Annotated in this window: 16 protein-coding genes; 11 read left to right on the forward strand and 5 right to left on the reverse strand. The window is 38.4% G+C overall.

Going from position 1 to position 18,446, the window contains the following annotated elements:
- Window positions 1–89: 89 nt before the first annotated feature.
- From IGK01_RS00885 to IGK01_RS00905, 5 genes are all read left to right on the forward strand, one after another.
- The gene (locus tag IGK01_RS00885) at window positions 90–806 is read left to right on the forward strand and encodes an NAD-dependent protein deacylase (protein ID WP_023518937.1); all 717 of its coding nucleotides are present in this window, start codon (window positions 90–92) and stop codon (window positions 804–806) included.
- The gene (locus IGK01_RS00890; protein WP_010734381.1) at window positions 803–1,639 is read left to right on the forward strand and encodes a chorismate mutase; all 837 of its coding nucleotides are present in this window, start codon (window positions 803–805) and stop codon (window positions 1,637–1,639) included. Before IGK01_RS00885 ends, IGK01_RS00890 begins: the two co-directional genes overlap by 4 nt.
- Window positions 1,640–1,643: 4 nt before the next feature.
- Window positions 1,644–2,171, forward strand: coding sequence for a transcription repressor NadR (locus IGK01_RS00895; protein WP_010734380.1), 528 nt, complete (start codon window positions 1,644–1,646; stop codon window positions 2,169–2,171).
- The gene (locus IGK01_RS00900) at window positions 2,068–3,756 is read left to right on the forward strand and encodes a hypothetical protein (protein ID WP_438840434.1); all 1,689 of its coding nucleotides are present in this window, start codon (window positions 2,068–2,070) and stop codon (window positions 3,754–3,756) included. Before IGK01_RS00895 ends, IGK01_RS00900 begins: the two co-directional genes overlap by 104 nt.
- Window positions 3,757–3,819: 63 nt before the next feature.
- Window positions 3,820–6,546 (forward strand): hypothetical protein, encoded by a 2,727-nt coding sequence (locus tag IGK01_RS00905; protein ID WP_438840435.1) that lies wholly within the window; start codon window positions 3,820–3,822, stop codon window positions 6,544–6,546.
- Window positions 6,547–6,731: 185 nt separating this feature from the next.
- Here the strand turns inward: IGK01_RS00905 and def are convergent, their stop codons facing one another.
- Window positions 6,732–7,295 carry a peptide deformylase gene (gene def / locus IGK01_RS00910; protein ID WP_153829968.1) on the reverse strand — a complete coding sequence of 188 codons (564 nt, stop codon included), beginning with the start codon at window positions 7,293–7,295 and terminating at the stop codon, window positions 6,732–6,734.
- Window positions 7,296–7,537: 242 nt separating this feature from the next.
- Here def and rpsO point away from each other — a divergent pair, with 242 nt between their 5' ends.
- The 4 genes from rpsO (at window position 7,538) to IGK01_RS00930 (ending at window position 12,626) form a co-directional block, all read left to right on the forward strand.
- Window positions 7,538–7,807, forward strand: coding sequence for a 30S ribosomal protein S15 (gene rpsO / locus IGK01_RS00915; RefSeq protein ID WP_010734375.1), 270 nt, complete (start codon window positions 7,538–7,540; stop codon window positions 7,805–7,807).
- 177 nt (window positions 7,808–7,984) lie between these two features.
- Window positions 7,985–10,096 (forward strand): polyribonucleotide nucleotidyltransferase, encoded by a 2,112-nt coding sequence (pnp, locus tag IGK01_RS00920; protein WP_023518942.1) that lies wholly within the window; start codon window positions 7,985–7,987, stop codon window positions 10,094–10,096.
- A gap of 174 nt (window positions 10,097–10,270) precedes the next feature.
- Window positions 10,271–10,528, forward strand: a complete 258-nt coding sequence (locus IGK01_RS00925) for a GlsB/YeaQ/YmgE family stress response membrane protein (protein WP_010734373.1) — start codon at window positions 10,271–10,273, stop codon at window positions 10,526–10,528.
- 100 nt (window positions 10,529–10,628) lie between these two features.
- A complete protein-coding gene (locus IGK01_RS00930) occupies window positions 10,629–12,626 on the forward strand; it encodes a KUP/HAK/KT family potassium transporter (protein ID WP_062805860.1) in 1,998 nt (665 codons plus the stop codon).
- Between the two features lie 137 nt (window positions 12,627–12,763).
- Here IGK01_RS00930 and pepG1 read toward each other — a convergent pair whose 3' ends face one another.
- Window positions 12,764–12,907: a type I toxin-antitoxin system toxin PepG1 gene (gene pepG1 / locus IGK01_RS00935; protein ID WP_077151249.1), complete on the reverse strand. Its 144-nt coding sequence runs from the start codon at window positions 12,905–12,907 to the stop codon at window positions 12,764–12,766.
- A gap of 259 nt (window positions 12,908–13,166) precedes the next feature.
- Between pepG1 and IGK01_RS00940 the strand changes: the two genes are divergently transcribed.
- The gene (locus IGK01_RS00940; RefSeq protein WP_010734371.1) at window positions 13,167–14,465 is read left to right on the forward strand and encodes a hemolysin family protein; all 1,299 of its coding nucleotides are present in this window, start codon (window positions 13,167–13,169) and stop codon (window positions 14,463–14,465) included.
- Window positions 14,466–14,511: 46 nt separating this feature from the next.
- Here IGK01_RS00940 and IGK01_RS00945 read toward each other — a convergent pair whose 3' ends face one another.
- The 3 genes from IGK01_RS00945 to IGK01_RS00955 all read right to left on the reverse strand — a co-directional run bounded on the left by IGK01_RS00945 (window position 14,512) and on the right by IGK01_RS00955 (window position 17,366).
- Window positions 14,512–15,888 (reverse strand): MATE family efflux transporter, encoded by a 1,377-nt coding sequence (locus tag IGK01_RS00945; RefSeq protein ID WP_010734370.1) that lies wholly within the window; start codon window positions 15,886–15,888, stop codon window positions 14,512–14,514.
- Between the two features lie 217 nt (window positions 15,889–16,105).
- Window positions 16,106–16,429, reverse strand: coding sequence for a DUF960 domain-containing protein (locus tag IGK01_RS00950; RefSeq protein WP_019722687.1), 324 nt, complete (start codon window positions 16,427–16,429; stop codon window positions 16,106–16,108).
- A 328-nt stretch (window positions 16,430–16,757) separates the two neighbouring features.
- On the reverse strand, window positions 16,758–17,366 hold the full coding sequence (locus IGK01_RS00955) for a 50S ribosomal protein L25/general stress protein Ctc (RefSeq protein ID WP_023518943.1): 609 nt from the start codon (window positions 17,364–17,366) through the stop codon (window positions 16,758–16,760).
- 321 nt (window positions 17,367–17,687) lie between these two features.
- Between IGK01_RS00955 and IGK01_RS00960 the strand changes: the two genes are divergently transcribed.
- Window positions 17,688–18,404: a 16S rRNA pseudouridine(516) synthase gene (locus IGK01_RS00960; RefSeq protein WP_023518944.1), complete on the forward strand. Its 717-nt coding sequence runs from the start codon at window positions 17,688–17,690 to the stop codon at window positions 18,402–18,404.
- The last annotated feature ends 42 nt before the right edge of the window (window positions 18,405–18,446 follow it).

Genomic DNA, 18,446 nt, shown 5'->3' on the forward strand with positions numbered 1-18,446 from the left:
ATTTTCTCAAAAAAAATCTCTGAATTTTCATTCGATTGAGGGTATGTTTCATTTTATTTCGATTATAATAGAAGAGAGGTGAGTGATAAATGTTGGAACAAACAATTGAAGAAGCAGCGACAGCGATAATTGAAAGTCAAAAACTGACCTTTCTAACAGGGGCAGGTGTGTCCACACCTTCTGGAATACCCGATTATCGTTCACTAACAGGTGTTTACCAAGGGATGGATCGTCCAGAATATTTGTTGAGTCATCAAGCGATGGATGAAGAACCACAAAAATTTTATTCGTTTCTCAAACATCTTTATCATCCCGAAGCACGCCCGAATATCATCCATCGAGAAATCGTAGAGTTGGCTAAAGAAAAAGAGGTATGGGTCGTTTCGCAAAATATCGATGGGTTACATGAAAAAGCTGGAAGTAAAAAACTAGTTAATTTTCATGGGAATCTGTATCATTGTTATTGTCGAAACTGCCATCAACCTGTTGACTGGCAAGATTATCTGACCAGTGACAAGCATCAACTGTGTGGTGGCCAGATCCGCCCAGATATTGTGTTATATGGAGAAGGGTTCCAGGATGAAGTATTAGAGCAAGCAGCTTTTGCTGTCAGTCAGGCCGACTTGATTGTGATTGTAGGGACAAGTTTCCAAGTCCATCCTTTTTGTGATTTGATCCAGTTTCGCTCACCACAAGCGAAGCTATTAGTCATCAATCAGACCCCTGTCTATCTATCAGAGGCGTACCGATTTGTCCAAACAGATGGAACGAAGGTGTTCAAAAAAGTACAGGAGAGTGTAAAATGACAGCTAAAACAGAAAAAGAAAAAATGATTGCCGGTGAACTTTATTTTGCGGGTGATCCAGAATTATCAGCCGATAGAAAATTTGCTCGAAGTCAAAGCCAGATCATCAACCAAGCGGAAACAAGTGAACTTCGCAGTCAATTACTTAAAGAGACATTTGGTGCTACCGGCGAGAAGATTTATATGGAACCAACGATCAATTTTGATTATGGCTATAATATTTACGTAGGTGAGAATTTTTATGCGAACTTTAATTGTACATTCTTAGATGTCAGTACGATCAAAATTGGTGATAACTGCATGTTTGCCCCTAATGTTCAGCTTTATACTGCCACACATCCACTACATCCAGTGAAGCGAAATAGTGGGTTAGAATTTGCTAAACCAATCGAAATCGGCAATAATGTGTGGCTAGGTGGTGGAGTGATCATCACTCCTGGAGTGACTTTAGGAGACAATGTCGTGGTCGGGGCGGGAGCAGTCGTGACCAAATCGTTCCCAGATAATGTAGTGATCGCAGGGAATCCGGCACGGATCATCAAACGCATCGATGAACCAATGCCTGAAGAGTCATTGGAAGAGTTGAGACAATCGATTGATCAAATCGATCACCAATTAGTAGAACTACTTGAAAAAAGAATGGCTACCGTCACGAAGATCGGTGATGTCAAACGAGCCACTAACCAAGCGGTTTACGATGGAAAAAGAGAACAACAAGTGTTGGATAAAGTTGCCAGTTGGTTGAAAACACCAGAATACAGTGAGACGATCTTAGCTACTTATGCAGATATCATGAAGCACTCACGAAACTATCAAAAGAAACGAATGGAGTAGATAAATGATTGAAGGAGAAACTCGCCGAAAAGAAATTATTGAAACGCTAGTTGATGCAGAGAAACCTGTCAGTGCCAGTAAGTTTGCTACTCGTTTTGGTGTCAGCCGCCAAATCATTGTAGGAGACATTGCGTTGCTACGAGCGGCAGGAGAAGCGATCGTGGCGACGGCCAGAGGATATCTTTTGGAAGATGAACAAGACAAAAATGGGTTCATCAGTAAAATTGCGGTACAACATCAGAGAGAACAAACAGAGGAAGAACTACAGTTGATCGTTGCTCATGGTGGCGAGATACTAGACGTCATCGTTGAGCATCCCTTGTACGGCGAACTGACAGGAATGCTTCATATCAAGACAGCAGAAGATATTCGTTCATTTATGAAACGTTATCGGAAAAGTCAGGCTTCGTTATTGTCTGAATTAACGGATGGGATCCATCTGCATACGATCCGTTACTCACATAAGGAAGTATTGCAACAAATCAAACAAGGCTTGGCAGAAGCAGGCATCTTGTTCGAAGGGAATCAATAATTTACTTTATGAGATTGAGATAGGAGTGTTTTTACTTCTATCTCAATCTCATTTTTTCTTTATTTATAAAATAATTGATTTATGCTATGGCAAAACTTTAACTATAATGAACAGAAATGCTACAAATACTTTTATTGAAAGAGGGAGAAAAATGCTTCGAGGAACAAATCAAAAAACAATTCTTTGCTTTGGAGCAGCTGAAAGCACTTTGGAACAACAGTTGAATGATAGAGAACTCAGGAAAAAAACAAATCCATATGACCCATTGGTTTATATGGAAGAGTTAGTCGACTATCTCATTCAACAACCTTTTGAGAATTTCTCTCTTCAACCCAAAGAGTTGATTGACCAAATAAAAGCAGGCAGCAAATACCCACTCTGGGAAGATATTCAAGCCATCATGATGGAGGACCCAAGGTTTCAATTGCACAGGATCTACTCGGAGCCGTTTCTTGAAGAGTATCAACAATACAAGGAAACAGGACAATTTGCCAATCATTCAATGAAAGATACTTTGGCTTATAGTATACGAATACAATTGTTAAAAAACACAGAATTATTAATGATTGAAGTTGCGAAAAATCGAAGTGATCTTGTCATCTGGATATCTTTAGATTCTTATGGTGGGAATTTTGCAGCAACGATCCAAGGGAAGCAAAACAGATATACAGATTTTACGTTACGCAGTTTATATCATGAAAAAGACAAACTCAAAGCGACAATTGTCTTTTGGGAGAATGGACAAATCGTCGCAGCTCCTTGGGAAAGAAATGCTAGATTATGGAGAAATTGTGTGGAAAATGATTTGAGAAAATCAGCGGCTATTTTCCCGTCAGAGAGACATCTTCTAATCTACGGATTATGGGTAGCACGTATCCACTTTAAATATGAAGATCAAGTTTTGTTAAAGCATTTCCAATATAAGGACACAAATGATGTTAATATCGATAAGTATAATGATATTTTAATGAACAGTACTTTTGAATATATAAAACATTGTCCTACAGAAAAAAGTAGAGAAGAATTTTTTAGTCATTGGATTGATTACCTCCCCGAAAAGGAACGCTATTTACCATTGTGGGAAACATATTATCATGTCACACAAACGATTGAAAAATTTCAATTGAAAAACATCTTTAAAGAGGTCATTTCAAAAGATTATACCCAATTTGATCGTCCAGAGATCAAACAACACTTCATAAAAAAAGGCTGTAAAATCGGGCTAGAACTTACTTTGTTGTCTCAACATGTAACAGTAGTCTTTCTATTAGACGAACTTTGTGATTTAAGAGTAGTAAAAAAAGTCCCCGGCATTACTGGAAGTGAACTACGCTATCTATATCGAAACTGGGAGCGGTTCAAGCAGCGAGTCGTTTTTATTGAAAAGAAAAAATTTGTTTCTCCACCTTGGGAGTCTGATCCGGAGTTTTGGGCGACCTATCAGCCTAAGTCAAAGAGCCTGGCACAACCAGAAGTGTCTATGCTTACTGAGAAAAAAGAATTTAAACAATTGAAAACATATGCAAAGACGAACAGTCAATCACAAAGCAAGCAAACGTTACGTGTCAAGGAGCGTTTGCGCTGACTGAGAAAAAATACGTATTTGAAAACGAAAGAGTAAAAAATAATAATTATATGGAGGTCAACGATGTTAAATCAAACAACAACTGACTTAACGAATGACTTTAGAAAAAAGTTGGATTTATTAGCTTTGTCTTTATCACTACAAGAAAATATCAATCATTTTGGTTTAAATAAAGATTATCAATTATTATTCTCAACGTATATCCAAATGATTCATGACGATCAAGACGAATTTTTTATAAAAAAAAGCCAAAAAGAAAATATCATTGAATCGCTAAAACGGACCAAAGATTTTTATGATTTTGAGAAAAAAGAACAAGTTCAAATGATTTTTGAAAAATTGAGAAATAATGATTCAACAGATTTCATGTTGATACCTTCTTCTTTTTATCCAGGAGAGCATGGACAAGTTTCACCTCATACATGTGGATTGACCGTTTATAAAAAAAATAATTCTTTTGTAGTGATGAAGGTGGATAAAGAGAGGTACTTCGATGATCAAACGGTTTCTTATTTTGAAATTCCTCCGACAAATATTGCGGAACTAAGTGAACTGTTTCTTACAGAGCGATTTCATGAAGTTCGCAAACCATATTTTGTATTGAAAAGGTTAGCAGCTCTTTCAACCCAAAACGAATCGATCGGTATACCAACCATCGTCATGAAGGGACAAAAGACTGGAAATTGTTCAGTTAACGAGGTTGATGCTGCGCTAAAAACAATTTTATTTCATTGTAGGAAAGATATCTTTTCTTTAGATACGAGTGAGCAAGTGACACCTAAATGGCATTCAGAACATGCTGAATCAATTTTGGAAATGCGTAAGCGATTTCTGATGGCTTTGAAAGGAAAGAATCCAGAGCTAAATCGGCAGCTTGATTATATATATTTTTATTATTTATTTAAAAAAGGGCAGCTCAAAAGTGAATTTTTAGAAAATATTGATACTAAAGAGCGTCGATGGCATCCACAAATCCACTTTCTTTTTAAGGAAGATCCTTATATTTCAGCAATATTCAATCATCCTGGACAACTTCCAACTATAGATGAGAACCTGATCCAAGAAAAATCCAGTAATATCATTGAGTCACTGGGCATTCATTCTACGAGTAAGCTTGCAGAGATTTCTTCTGCTGATTTAATAGAATATCTTGATGAACAAAAGTATATAACCAACATAATTAATGGTCGTTTACCATTTATCCAGGTTCCGATAGCTAAGGAAATGACCCAACGAATGATAGCTACCTTAGAAAAGAAAGAACAGGAAGTACAAGAGGAATTACACCAACGCAAAGTATCAAAAGAAACAAAGATTGAGCAGATACTGAGCGAACCTGGATTGCTTCACGACCCGCAGAAAACGATTTCTCTAATAGAAAAAAATGGCGAAAAGTTAAAACACGTATTGATTTTTGGTGACGAACAGGATAGAAAAGGCTTAATTGAAAAGTTGGATCATTTAGATCCTAGACAAAAAAAGATCCCCCATGATTCGAAAGTTTACATAGAAATGATTTTTCACGCCTTAAGAAAATGTTCATTTAATTACAAGGATCTAGAAAGAGCAATACAGGACAATCCTCTACTTAAAGAAATCATTCAAGTAATGAGAGATAGCATAGATTTGAACACAAACGCTGTTTATCCAATCCAATCATTGGGAGAGAGGCAAGAGTATACACAAACAATAGAATATACTAATCAAGTCTTTGAAGAGATTGTAGATGCGGGGAGCCAAAATCCCTTGATCCACCGTTCTGAATTGATCCTGATTGAAGCTGTAAAAAAAAGAGAAGATGTTGAGCTATGGGTACCATTAGATTCGCCTCCCTATCAAATGGATCAAACAATTGACGGTTTTAGAAATGAGGTGTTCGATCATGCGCTGCGAGTCTTGTATCTTCAAAGAAACCAACTGCAAGGTAGACTTGTTTTTTGGGAAAATGGGCAAAGAGCAGTTGCACCATGGGAGCGTGATCCGGAATTATGGGCAAATCGTGTGCCAAAATCAGTTATCAAAAATGAACACTTTCCTATAGAGGATCTACATATAGGGGTGACCAAAAAAGCAACTATCGATGTACTTCTACCGTTAAACGAAGAGACCAAGAAATGTGAACGGACATTCACTTCGCTAGATCAGATCGAACCACAAAAAGCTAAAGTAGTAGTCACTGATAACCTTAAAGATTTCAAGAGGGTCGTTACCCAATTAACCACGGTAGTAAAAAAAGGTCAAGTTGTAGTTGCCAAAATGCGTTCAAATGAACAAAAAAATGAATTAGATAGTTTCAAAAGCAGCTTATTTGGAAAAGAAACTTCACAAAACAAGGAAAGTGTAATAGAAGAATCCTTAGATGAGTTGAAGCTGTACAAAAATGTAAGTACACTATTTGGAAGAATAGCACCTGATATCAGAGGCGAAGTGAGGCTAGATCCACTACACAAACCAATAAAACGATTAATTGATCAAGCTACCGATCAATCAATTCAAAGAAAAAGTCAATCGTATCAAATAAAAGTGGTGGGGATGAATGATCGAAGCACGAACACTAGAGAGGAAGCTAAAAGTAAAACCCATTGCTTTAGTAGTATTGTGACTCGGTTCAATAATCTATTTGAAAAAGGGAGAAGCACTCCAGCAGAAAATGAGACTACCAAACAAATCAATTCAGAAAAAGTTAGGATGGCTACATCGTTAACTGATTTTCGGCAAACTAGATTTGGAAAGAATCTCGGGATGCACCAGAAAACAACATACCAACATAAAAAAATGTCGGAACGTTGATTCGCTAAGCTTTTTAACTTTAAAAGAAGATGTAAGAGTATTCGATACAAGGAACAAGTGTCTCCGTTTCTCCATTTCTTAAAAATGATGGAACAAGGCTAAGATGATTTTCTACGGTAGAAAAAATGAACAGAGAAAAGCAGATGCAACTGCCACTCTCTGTTCATTTTTGTGATTCTCCATTATTACTCGATCACCAAGACGCCTTCTTTTAAGGCAAAAGGATTTTGGTCGTTGATATGGTCATAGAACATTACGCCATTGATATGGTCAATTTCATGTTGCACCACGATGGATTCATAATTTTTTAAACGGATTTTTTGTTTCTCACCGTTTTTGTCATAATACGAAAGCGTGATTTTTGCATGGCGCACAACATACCCAGGAACTTCACGATCGACTGATAAACAGCCTTCACCTTCGCCTAAGCAAGCATTCTGGACGGAATGGCTCAAGATTTTTGGGTTATACATGACCGTACTCAACGTTGGTTCTGTGCTTTCTGGATCTGGATTTGGTACGTGGACCGCAATGATCCGTTTTGAAATATCAAGCTGGGGCGCAGCTAGGCCGACACCACCACGTAAATTTAATTCTTCTGCTTTGATTGGATCTTGGCTATTTTTAAGAAATTCCAACATTTCTTCTCCTAATAAAAGATCTTCCTCACTGAGTGGAAGAGCGACTTCTTGCGCTACTTCACGTAATGTTGGATTGCCTTCTCGAATAATATCATCCATTGTGATCATGGAATATGTACCCCTTTCTTATCAAACACTCTCTTTTCGGTTAATAGTTTACCATAAATTTGAAAAAGTAGTAGCCTGATTGTTTAATCAACTAGATTTTCTTAAGGATTCTACACTTGATTTATTAGAAAGATTCAGGTAAAATATAGCTGTATGTTTAAAGCATATGTCCTGTTACTTGGTTAAACGAATCACCAACGTTTTACTCAGTCACAGGGGAATAATTAAACGAGGTGAAAGAAATGGCAATTTCAAAAGAACGTAAAAACGAAATCATCAAAGATTACGCACGTCATGAAGGAGATACTGGTTCTCCAGAAGTACAAATCGCTGTATTAACTGAAGAAATCAACCACTTGAACGAACATGCACGTGTTCACAAAAAAGATCATCATTCATACCGTGGTTTGATGAAAAAAGTTGGTCATCGTCGTAACTTGTTAGCTTACTTACGTAAAACTGACGTTCAACGTTACCGTGAATTGATCCAACGTCTAGGCTTACGCCGTTAATTTTTAACAGAAAGTGGGGTTCGCGTGAATCTCACTTTTTTACTTTAAACTATCAAACATTTCTGTGAATCAGCTTGATGGACTCCTACTAACCAAATGAAAGGTGCAAAAGGTCGCTTTCGCGGTTTTCATTTGTTTAGTAGCGTCTAGCGTTCACGAGAAAGAAAAGGAGTATTTATGTCAGAAAAACAAGTTTTTAAAACGACATGGGGCGGACGTCCCTTAGAGATCGAAGTTGGCCAATTAGCCAAACAAGCCAATGGAGCAGTATTAGTTCGTTATGGGGATACGGTCGTATTAAGTGCGGCAGTTGCTTCAAAAGAAGCGAAAGATACAGATTTCTTCCCATTGACGATCAATTATGAAGAAAAAATGTATGCAGCTGGTAAGATCCCAGGAGGATTTATCAAACGTGAAGGTCGTCCAAGTACGGAAGCAACCTTGACTGCTCGTTTGATCGACCGTCCGATCCGTCCAATGTTTGCGGAAGGTTTCCGTAATGAAGTCCAAGTCACAAATATCGTGATGAGTGTAGAAACAGATTGTTCTCCAGCAATGGCAGCAATGTTAGGTTCTTCACTAGCTTTATCGATTTCAGATATCCCATTCGATGGACCGATCGCAGGTGTTGAAGTTGGCCGTGTCAATGGCGAATATGTCTTGAACCCAACAGTTGAACAAGCAGAGACTACCGATATCGAATTAAGCGTAGCTGGTACAAAACAAGCAATCAACATGGTTGAAAGTGGCGCAAAAGAAGTTTCAGAAGAAGATATGTTGGGCGCATTATTATTTGGATTTGACGCAATCAAAAAATTAGTCGCATTCCAAGAAGAAATCGTTCAAGCTGTCGGCAAAGAAAAAATGGAAGTTTCTTTATTACAAGTCGATGCTGACTTGAAAAAAGAAATTTTTGATGCATCGTATGGCACGATGAAAGAAGCGGTCATGACAGAAGAAAAATTAGCTCGTGAAGATAATATCGACCAAGTGAAAATCGATATTCGCGAAGCTTATGCAGAGAAATTTGCGGGTCATGAAGAGGAAGCACAATTACTAAAAGAAGTGAAACAAATTACGGAAGATCTTGAAAAAGACGTCGTTCGTGAGTTGATCACGATTGACAAAATCCGTCCTGATGGTCGTAAATTAGATGAGATCCGTCCTTTAGCATCAGAAGTTGGCTTGTTGCCACGTGTTCATGGTTCTGGATTATTTACTCGTGGACAAACACAAGCACTATCATCATGTACATTGGCACCTTTAGGGGAACACCAAATCATTGATGGCTTAGGTGTAGAAGTCAGCAAACGATTCATCCATCACTATAACTTCCCACAATTTTCTGTGGGTTCAACTGGTCGTGCCGGATCACCAGGTCGTCGAGAAATCGGTCATGGTGCATTAGGTGAACGTGCATTGGCACAAGTGATTCCTTCAGAAGAAGAGTTTCCTTACACGATCCGTCTAGTGGCAGAAGTACTTGAATCGAATGGTTCATCTTCTCAAGCAAGTATCTGTGCAGGTACTTTAGCATTGATGGACGCAGGTGTGCCAATCAAAGCACCTGTTGCTGGTATTGCTATGGGATTAGTATCTGATGGTGAAAACTACACGATTTTAACAGACATCCAAGGTCTAGAAGACCATTTAGGCGACATGGACTTCAAAGTTGCCGGAACAAAAGATGGAATCACAGCACTACAAATGGATATCAAGATCCAAGGTATCACGGAACAAATCTTAAAAGAAGCATTGGCACAAGCAAAACAAGCACGTATGGAAATCTTAGAAGAATTGACTTCAACGATTGCTACACCACGTGAAGAGCTTAGCCAATATGCACCGAAAATCGAAATGATCCAAATCGATCCTGCGAAAATCAAAGATGTCATCGGTAAAGGTGGCGATACGATCAATGGAATCATTGATGAAACAGGCGTGAAGATCGATATCGATCAAGACGGTAAAGTAAGTATTGCTTCTTCTGATAAAGAAATGATCCAAAAAGCAATCAAGATCATCGAAGATTTGACAAAAGAAGTCAAAGTTGGCGAAGTCTACCTTGGTAAAGTTGTTCGTATCGAAAAATTCGGTGCATTTGTCAACTTGATCAAAGGGAAAGACGGCTTAGTCCATATTTCTCAATTAGCGAATGAACGTGTAAACAATGTAGAAGACGTTGTGAAACTAGGCGATGAAGTGTTGGTGAAAGTGACAGAGATCGACAAACAAGGTCGTGTGAATCTTTCAAGAAAAGCAATGTTGAACGAAGAGGACAAGAAGTAATTCCATCGTTTTAAGATAAAAGTTTTTTAATAAGCGTACTACTACGAAAATAATTTTATATTTTCAAAAGTAGTACGCTTATTTTTTAAAATCGATAAAGAAAAGACATAAAGGGTCAATTTAAATTTTCTTAAAAAACACTTAGTTATTTAAAGTGCAAAAGGAGGAATGGAAATGATCCATTTTTTATTCTCATTGATAGTAGGTGGCATATTAGGATTCGTTGCTGGAGCTGTTCTTAATGAAGATGTACCAGGAGGCGTCACTGGAAATATTATCATTGGTTTCTTTGGAAGTTGGTTAGGTGAATTTGTGTTAGGCGATCTAGGTCCGTCGATCAGTGGCTTTTATCTTATCCCATCCTTGATCGGGGCACTCGTTTGTTTAGCTCTCTACTCATTTACTGCTGATTATTTAAGAAGGCATCGTTGACTTAGTTATTTTTATCGAATTTATTGACACCAAGGTTGAATCCTTGGATAATTAGGTGAAATTTAGGTCAATCATAGGATTGGAGAAATGAGGGGGAACAGTGACAACAAAGCATAACACAAAAAAAATCTCGATGGCAGGGTTACTCGTAGCCATGGGAGTTGTTTATGGAGATATCGGTACGAGTCCGCTTTATGTAATGAAAGCAATCGTAGAAGACAATGGCGGCTTGCGAGGGATCAACCCAGATTTTGTTATCGGAGCAGTCTCCTTGATTTTTTGGACTTTGACATTATTAACGACGATCAAATATGTCGTGATTGCATTAAATGCAGATAACCATGGGGAAGGTGGTATCTTTTCTTTATATACTTTGGTTAGAAAAGGCGGTAAATATCTGATCATACCTGCAATGATCGGTGGCGCAGCATTGTTAGCAGATGGCGTACTGACACCTGCTGTAACGGTTACGACCGCTATTGAAGGATTACGTGGGATTCCACAATTCTTTGACCGTTTCGGCAATGACCAGAACATCATCGTCATTATTACTTTAGTTATTATTTTTGTTTTATTCATGGTCCAACGATTTGGTACAGAAGTCGTCGGGAAAGCATTTGGCCCGATTATGTTTTTATGGTTCACCTTTTTAGGCGCGATGGGCTTGTTTAATTTCAGTCAAGACTGGACAGTAATCCGTGCCTTAAATCCTTATTATGCGATCCAGTTGCTATTTAGTCCTGATAATAAGCTAGGTTTATTCATTCTAGGAAATATCTTTTTGGCAACTACTGGGGCAGAGGCGCTTTATTCTGACTTAGGACATGTCGGAAAACGAAACATCCGTTTAAGCTGGCCATACGTTAAAGTATGTTTGGTATTGAATTATTTTGGGCAGGCAGCATGGCTGTTGAATGTCTATCAAAATACAGAAACACAGGCGATCGAAAACTTGAATCCATTTTTCCAAATGATGCCGGCTAGTTTTACTGTCATTGGGGTCATATTTGCAACGATTGCGGCTGTTATCGCTTCGCAAGCGCTAATTACTGGATCATTTACTCTAGTTTCAGAAGCAATCAAATTGAAATTATTGCCTCGATTGAAAATCATGTATCCTGGAAGCAGTATCGGACAGATGTATATTCCGGCAGTGAATTTGATTCTATGGATTGCTTGTTCACTGGTTGTCGTGACCTTCAGAACCTCACATCATATGGAAGCTGCGTACGGGCTGTCCATTACCGTAACGATGTTGATGACGACTGCCTTACTTTATTTCTATTTGCTCCAAACTGGCTATCCGAAGTGGTTGGCTCATACAATTACCTTTTTCTTTGGGGCAATCGAAGTCGTCTTCTTTATTTCAAGTATCGTGAAGTTCTTCCATGGCGGTTTTGTCGCTGTGCTGATTGCTTTAGTCATTCTAGCAGTCATGTTTGTTTGGGAACAAGGAAATATCATTCGTGAATCGGTCGCAGAAGAAGTGGCATTAAAAGAATATATTCCACAACTTCAAGCATTGAAAGAGGACAAATCCTTACCAATGTATCAAACAAATGTGGTTTTCTTAGTGCCAGATATGGCAGATGGGAAGGTCGGTCGTCAGTTCGTGTATTCTATTTTAGATAAACGACCAAAGCGGGCGAAGGCCTATTGGTTTGTCCATGTAGAAGTAACCGATGAACCTTATACGAAAGAATATCAAGTGGATATGATGGGGACCGATTTCGTTGTTCAAGTGAACCTGTTCTTAGGATTCCGCGTGCAACAAGAAATCAATGTCTACGTTCGACAAATCATCCACGATTTAATGAAACAAGGACGTCTACCAAAACAACCACAGACGTATTCATTGACTCCAGGAAGAGAAGTCGGCGATTTCCAATTCATCTTGATCGACGAAGTAGTTTCCAATGTAACAACTCTTGGGAAATGGGAACGACAAATCATGCAAGCCAAACTTGCCATCAAGAAAATCGCTACGACGCCAGAAACATGGTTTGGTTTAGAATACAGTGAAGTCAAACATGAAACAGTACCTTTGCTGATTGGTGGAACAAGAAAAACGTGGTTGAAAGAACGAAAAAATAAGTAGATAAAAAATTAGTTTATGCTATACTAAATCTGAAAAGAGGAGTTGCGTCAACAACTCCCCTTTGACAGTACCGCTTAATTAACAGCGGCATATTTCAAGTTATTTTTTACAAAATAACCGTCCTAGGCCGAGGACGGTTATTTCTTTTTGTCGTCGCTAAGCAATGCTACAACCAATGTGACCAGAGTGATGGTAAACATACCAAAGCTGAGCATCAATTGGACTGTATCGAGTGCCGACAAAAGGCGTCTCCTTTCGTAAGATTTAGAAAGGATGTGCATACGCACCACCTCGCTTTCGAAGGATAGCCACCGTCATTAAACTGTACTGTCACGTAATAGCATAGCACATGCGCACATTTTAAACCTTAATTTATAAATTTTCTTGTTATTGAATAGCTGTTGAATGCTAGTGATACAAGTGAATAAATCCTCCCATTATTTAGAGTGATCTAGTAGAGAAGCAGAAATCAAAAGCCTCCTAGTTATACTCTTTTTACGAAAAGTTGTACAATTGAAATGGAAAAGTGAGGCGAAACAAATGGTATTAAATTTTGTCATATTATTTTTGATGATAGCAATCACTGCTTTTTTTGTTGCGAGTGAATTTGCTTTGGTAAAAATCAGACGTTCCCGTTTAGAGCAATTGGAAAAAGACGACGTGAAGAACGCTAAACTAGCGCTTCATGTGACCCATCATTTAGACGATTATTTATCTGCAAGTCAGTTGGGTATCACATTGACAGGCTTGATCATTGGTTGGGTTGGCGAAGGTTCTGTGGCAGCATTGTTGGAACCTTGGATCGGTCAACTTCCGATCGGACGGGGAATAAGTGCAACGATCTCTGTCGCATTAGGGTTCATTCTGGTGACGTATGTCGACGTTGTGGTGGGGGAACTTTTGCCGAAAAGTTATAGTATCGTCAATACGGAACAAGTGGTGTTATTCGTAGTCAGACCCTTGCATTATTTTTATCTGGCGATGTTTCCTTTCATCTGGGTATTGAATCATTCGGCAGCAAGCTTAGGTAAATTGCTAGGCGTGAAACTAGTATCAGAAGGTGAAGAGACACTCTCGCAAGAAGAATTGACTTTAGTTGCCCTCAATTCTTACCAGCAAGGCGAGTTGACAAAGGATGAATACCAGTACTTAGAAAATGTCTTTGAATTTGATGACACGCTGGCAAAAGACATTCAAGTAGATCGGACATCGATGCAAGTTTTTGATGCGTCAGATACAGTCAAACAAGCCATCAAGGAATCGATTGAACGCGGGCATACGAGATATCCTGTCATACTGGAATCCAAAGATAATGTGTTAGGATACGTGACATTACCTGCGTTGATCAAACAATCTTTAGAAGATGACCAGATAACGGTGGAGTCTCTGATTGAAGAACCAATCGTGACAGCAGAAACTATCCCCATCAAAAAACTATTGACGATCATGCGAAGAAAAGGAAAACATATAGCGATCTTAAAGGATGAATATGGTGGGACAAGTGGACTTGTCACGATCGAAGATATTTTAGAAGAGATCGTCGGTGAGATTCGAGATGAAACAGATGTGGATCAAGCGTTGATTGCGAAACAAGAAGATGGTAGCTATATTGTTTCAGGTAAGTTGACGCTTGATGATTTTGAACGCTACTTCAATGAAGATGTGCCAGAATTTGAAGAAACAAATTTCATCACTCTGGCTGGTTTTATGTCGAGCTATCAAAAAGATATCGAGGCAGGTACAGTGATTACGATCGATCAATTTCAATTCACCGTTTTAGAATATGATCATGCACATATCGACTATTTCAGCTTGGTGATTTTACCAACGAATCCATAAAAAAAAGTGTTCTTCCCATAATATAGGAGGAACACTTTTTTTGAATCTAATAACTGATTTCAGCATCTTCAATTGAAAATTGCTGTTGTTCGGCATCTAACTGTTTCAAATGTTTCACAGCGCGGATATAAGAGTAGAGCAAGACAATGACAGAACCAGCCCAAGCAAGTGGTGAAGCAAGAGCAGCACCTGGATAGCCCCAGATCCCAGTCAGAATGATCGCAGCGAAAGAACGCATGATCAGCTCCATCATCCCTGCAATCGTCGGTACTTTACTTTGACCAAGCCCTTGTAAAGTGTAACGTAAGATAAATAGGATAGCTAAGATCCAGTAAAGGGAGCCGTTGATGTTGAAATACGTTTGCGCCAAATCAAAAACGACAGTTTCATTTGGGCTGACAAACAAGCTCACCAATGGTCGGCCAAGGAAAATAACAATTGCTCCGGCTAAGAAACTAAAGCCAATACTCATGACTAATGTTTGACGAACGCCTTTTAAGATACGTCCATATTGTTTCGCTCCATAGTTTTGTGCTGCAAAAGTCGCCATCGCAATCCCAAAGGACATCATAGGTTGAACAGCAAATTGATCGATTCGACCAGCTGCGGCTTGGGCAGCTACGACATCTGTACCTAAGCTGTTTAATGCAGATTGCAAGACGATTGCACCAATCGCAATGATCGAAGATTGGAACGCCATTGGTAAAGCAACATTTAAATGTGTGCGGATCTCTTGTTTATCGAACGAAAAATCTTTTTTACGTAATTGAAGCATCGGAATCTTTTTCTTGATATAGACGATACATAATAGACTAGAAGCAATTTGCGCAATCACTGTTGCAATAGCAGCACCTTCTACTCCCATACCGAAGTTGATAATAAAGATCAAATCCAAGACAACATTGATAATTACCGCAACGATCAAAAAGAGTAAAGGCGTTCGACTATCACCAAGTGCGCGAATAACATTTGACAATAAATTGAAGCTGACGGCAGCAAAGATTCCCCATAGGATGATGACGATGAATGTTTGTGCTTCATCGATGATATCTGCAGGTGTTTGCATCAACTGGAGCATCGGACGAATAAATACTAAGCTAAGGACGGTTAAAATCACAGTAACAATGACACTAATCATGACACTTGTAGCAAAACTTTTTTTCAAACCACGGAAGTCTTTCGCACCATATCGTTGTGCTGTAATAATGGCTAAACCAGCGGTTAGACCTTGAGCAAAGCCAATAATCAAGAAAGTCAATCCACCGGTAGCTCCTACAGCTGCTAGTGAGTTTTTCCCTAATGTCTGCCCAACGATGATCATATCGACCATGTTGTAAAACTGCTGAAAAACATTGCCTATCAATAAAGGGACAGTAAATAGCAAAATCAGTTTGGCTGGGCTTCCTTTTGTTAAATCGCGCATCTTGTAAACTCCTTATTTCTTTTAAAATTTAGTTAGTAGTATATAGTGTTTACCCTTGGAATACCAATTAGAATCTCATGATAAATAAATAGCTAAAATGCTTTGTGTTTTCTGAAAATTTTCAGATAAGGTCATCATAAAAGTAGCCAAGAAGTGAGTCTGCGATGAAAATCAAAGAGTCAACTACTTGGCTATCGTGCAAAACAAAGGGTTTATTTTAGTACTGTTTAATTTCACTTGGGAGAAGAATGGTTTCTCTGGTCCCATCATCATAGGCAAATACTTGCGCCGGATACTGTGGAGAATAAGGGAATGGCAAATCGATCCCCATCTCAACGGTACTGCCCGCTTGAGAAAAATGCAAGGTTACTTTTCCATGATTGTTCATTAAATCAAAAGCTAAAATATTATCTAACGGAATAACACCCTTAAGGTCTAAATCAATAATGAACCAGATACTATCGATCAGTTCATCTGGTAAACTTGATACCACACCTAATGATGCGTATCGATTACGGTTATTATCAAAACTTTCAAACATCGGCTTAGCCTCCTTTGTCTAAAAAACCGAAATGACGAGAACAACATATTATTATCAGGATAAACGAGTTATACTTTTTTAACGTTGGTTCATTCTAATAAACATTTATACAAAATGCAACAATATTTGCATACTTTTTTTCAAAGTATAAGAAACTTTTAAGAGGACTTCAAGAAACCTTATTATATAAGGGTTTTTGCGCTTATCAAAAAACAAATAAGGGTTGATAAATAGGAATATACCATTCTTAAAACAATTTTTTTTTTTAGTGGGAATTAAAAAAAACGAAGCAATGACACAAGTCACTGCTTCGTTGATCAAAAGACGTTTATTCTTCAGTTGAACCAATCACTTCTGGTTCTGCTGCTTCACCAGTTGATTCTTCTTCTTCTGTTGGTGCAACAACTGCGGCGATTTGTTCTTCTCCATCAGTAATGATCGTGTATGCGTCATTTTTCGGTAGATCCGCTACAGTGATCGAATCACCTAATGCTAAATCAGTGATATCCACTTCGATGTTTTCTGGTAATTGATCTGGCGTAGCAGAAACAATCACAGTATATAAGTTTTGAGCCAATACACCACCAGATTTTACACCAGTAGATTCGCCGACAAGGACAACTTCTGTTTCGACTTCTGTTTCTTCTGTCATATTAACAGATAGGAATTCCACGTGTTCTAATTGGTTGGTAAATGTGTTTGATTGGATTTTATGAACAAGTGTGTTGACTTTTTTTCCTTCAATGTTCATTGTGATAACTGTGTTTGCGGCATTCTCACGCAATACTTTACTAAATGTCGCACTATCAAATGAAATTGGCGTGCTTTCTACATTGTAGCCATAAACGATTGCAGGAACTTTTCCTTCATGACGCAATTTGTTTCTCAATGAACGGGGACGTACTTCTCTTTTACTTACTTCTAATGATACTGACATAACCAAAATTCCTCCTTAAAATGTGACTGTCTGCTTTGGTGTCAGACAGATTTTATTTAAGTGAATGTCACATGGTCTCTTGCACATTATCAGGTAGCGCGAAAAAACGCAAAAAGACAGATGCGCGCATCTGCCCTTAAAAAGTCAGGATTCAACTTTTCTCCACCAGGTCATTACGCTGTGTATGAGAAATCCAATTCACTTTACTCTTTAACCGTAACGCGATTCACTGAGTAAGTCAAGGAAACAACTTAGCGTTTCCATTTTGCATGGTGTATGATTCAGGTTATAATGCTTATGTAGCTAGGAAAGGAAGCAGTTATGCGGTTAGATAAATTAATAGAAAAAGAATTAGAAACATCACGTAAAGAGATGAAACGACTTTTTGCGATGAAACTCGTACGTATCGATGGTAAAGTGGAACAGAAACAGAATCGTAATGTGGATAGTTTGCTCCACTGTATCGAAGTGGATGGCGTAAAGCTACATACAAATGAAGTATACTTTATACTGAATAAACCGAAAAGAGCAGTAACAGCGGTGACGGACATTCACAAAACGACTGTTATCGATTTGTTGGCTTCAGCCGATCGCACACAACCTTTGTATCCAGTTGGGCGATTAGACCGAGATACAACAGGTTTATCGTTGATCACTTCCAATGGCCAATTAGGTTATGAAATGTTGTTGCCTGATAAAAAAGTACAGAAAACATATGTAGCAGTTGTCAATGAACAAGTGACAGAAGCTGATCGAATTGCTTTTGAAAAAGGAATTGTTTTTGATGGTGGTTACCAATGCTTACCTGCACATTTAGAGATTCTTGTCGCGCAACATAAAAAAAGTATCGTACGACTGACGATCGAAGAGGGGAAATTCCATCAAGTGAAAAAGATGTTTTTAGCTTGTGGAAAAAAAGTCACTGCATTGCAACGAATCAGCATGGGCCCATTACAACTAGATCCGCATTTGACTGAAGGATCTTATCGCTCATTGACGTTAGACGAACTAAAAAAATTAAAAAAATATTTTAAATAGTAATAATCATGAATTGATCGTTCATTCAATGAGTTTGTTTTA

The sequence above is a fragment of the Enterococcus sp. AZ080 genome (assembly GCF_051714945.1).
Classification (GTDB): Bacteria; Bacillota; Bacilli; order Lactobacillales; family Enterococcaceae; genus Enterococcus_B; species Enterococcus_B pernyi.

Bases quoted from the DNA above. Each gene is read 5' to 3' on its own strand.
- IGK01_RS00905 (WP_438840435.1), top strand. From the start codon at position 3,820: ATGTTAAATCAAACAACAACTGACTTAACGAATGACTTTAGAAAAAAG.
- rpsO (WP_010734375.1), top strand. From the start codon at position 7,538: ATGGCAATTTCAAAAGAACGTAAAAACGAAATCATCAAAGATTACGCA.
- IGK01_RS00960 (WP_023518944.1), top strand. From the start codon at position 17,688: ATGCGGTTAGATAAATTAATAGAAAAAGAATTAGAAACATCACGTAAA.
- IGK01_RS00885 (WP_023518937.1), top strand. From the start codon at position 90: ATGTTGGAACAAACAATTGAAGAAGCAGCGACAGCGATAATTGAAAGT.
- pepG1 (WP_077151249.1), bottom strand. From the start codon at position 12,907: ATGCACATCCTTTCTAAATCTTACGAAAGGAGACGCCTTTTGTCGGCA.
- IGK01_RS00900 (WP_438840434.1), top strand. From the start codon at position 2,068: ATGGGATCCATCTGCATACGATCCGTTACTCACATAAGGAAGTATTGC.
- IGK01_RS00945 (WP_010734370.1), bottom strand. From the start codon at position 15,888: ATGCGCGATTTAACAAAAGGAAGCCCAGCCAAACTGATTTTGCTATTT.
- IGK01_RS00940 (WP_010734371.1), top strand. From the start codon at position 13,167: ATGGTATTAAATTTTGTCATATTATTTTTGATGATAGCAATCACTGCT.
- IGK01_RS00925 (WP_010734373.1), top strand. From the start codon at position 10,271: ATGATCCATTTTTTATTCTCATTGATAGTAGGTGGCATATTAGGATTC.
- IGK01_RS00950 (WP_019722687.1), bottom strand. From the start codon at position 16,429: ATGTTTGAAAGTTTTGATAATAACCGTAATCGATACGCATCATTAGGT.
- IGK01_RS00895 (WP_010734380.1), top strand. From the start codon at position 1,644: ATGATTGAAGGAGAAACTCGCCGAAAAGAAATTATTGAAACGCTAGTT.
- IGK01_RS00890 (WP_010734381.1), top strand. From the start codon at position 803: ATGACAGCTAAAACAGAAAAAGAAAAAATGATTGCCGGTGAACTTTAT.
- def (WP_153829968.1), bottom strand. From the start codon at position 7,295: ATGATCACAATGGATGATATTATTCGAGAAGGCAATCCAACATTACGT.
- pnp (WP_023518942.1), top strand. From the start codon at position 7,985: ATGTCAGAAAAACAAGTTTTTAAAACGACATGGGGCGGACGTCCCTTA.
- IGK01_RS00955 (WP_023518943.1), bottom strand. From the start codon at position 17,366: ATGTCAGTATCATTAGAAGTAAGTAAAAGAGAAGTACGTCCCCGTTCA.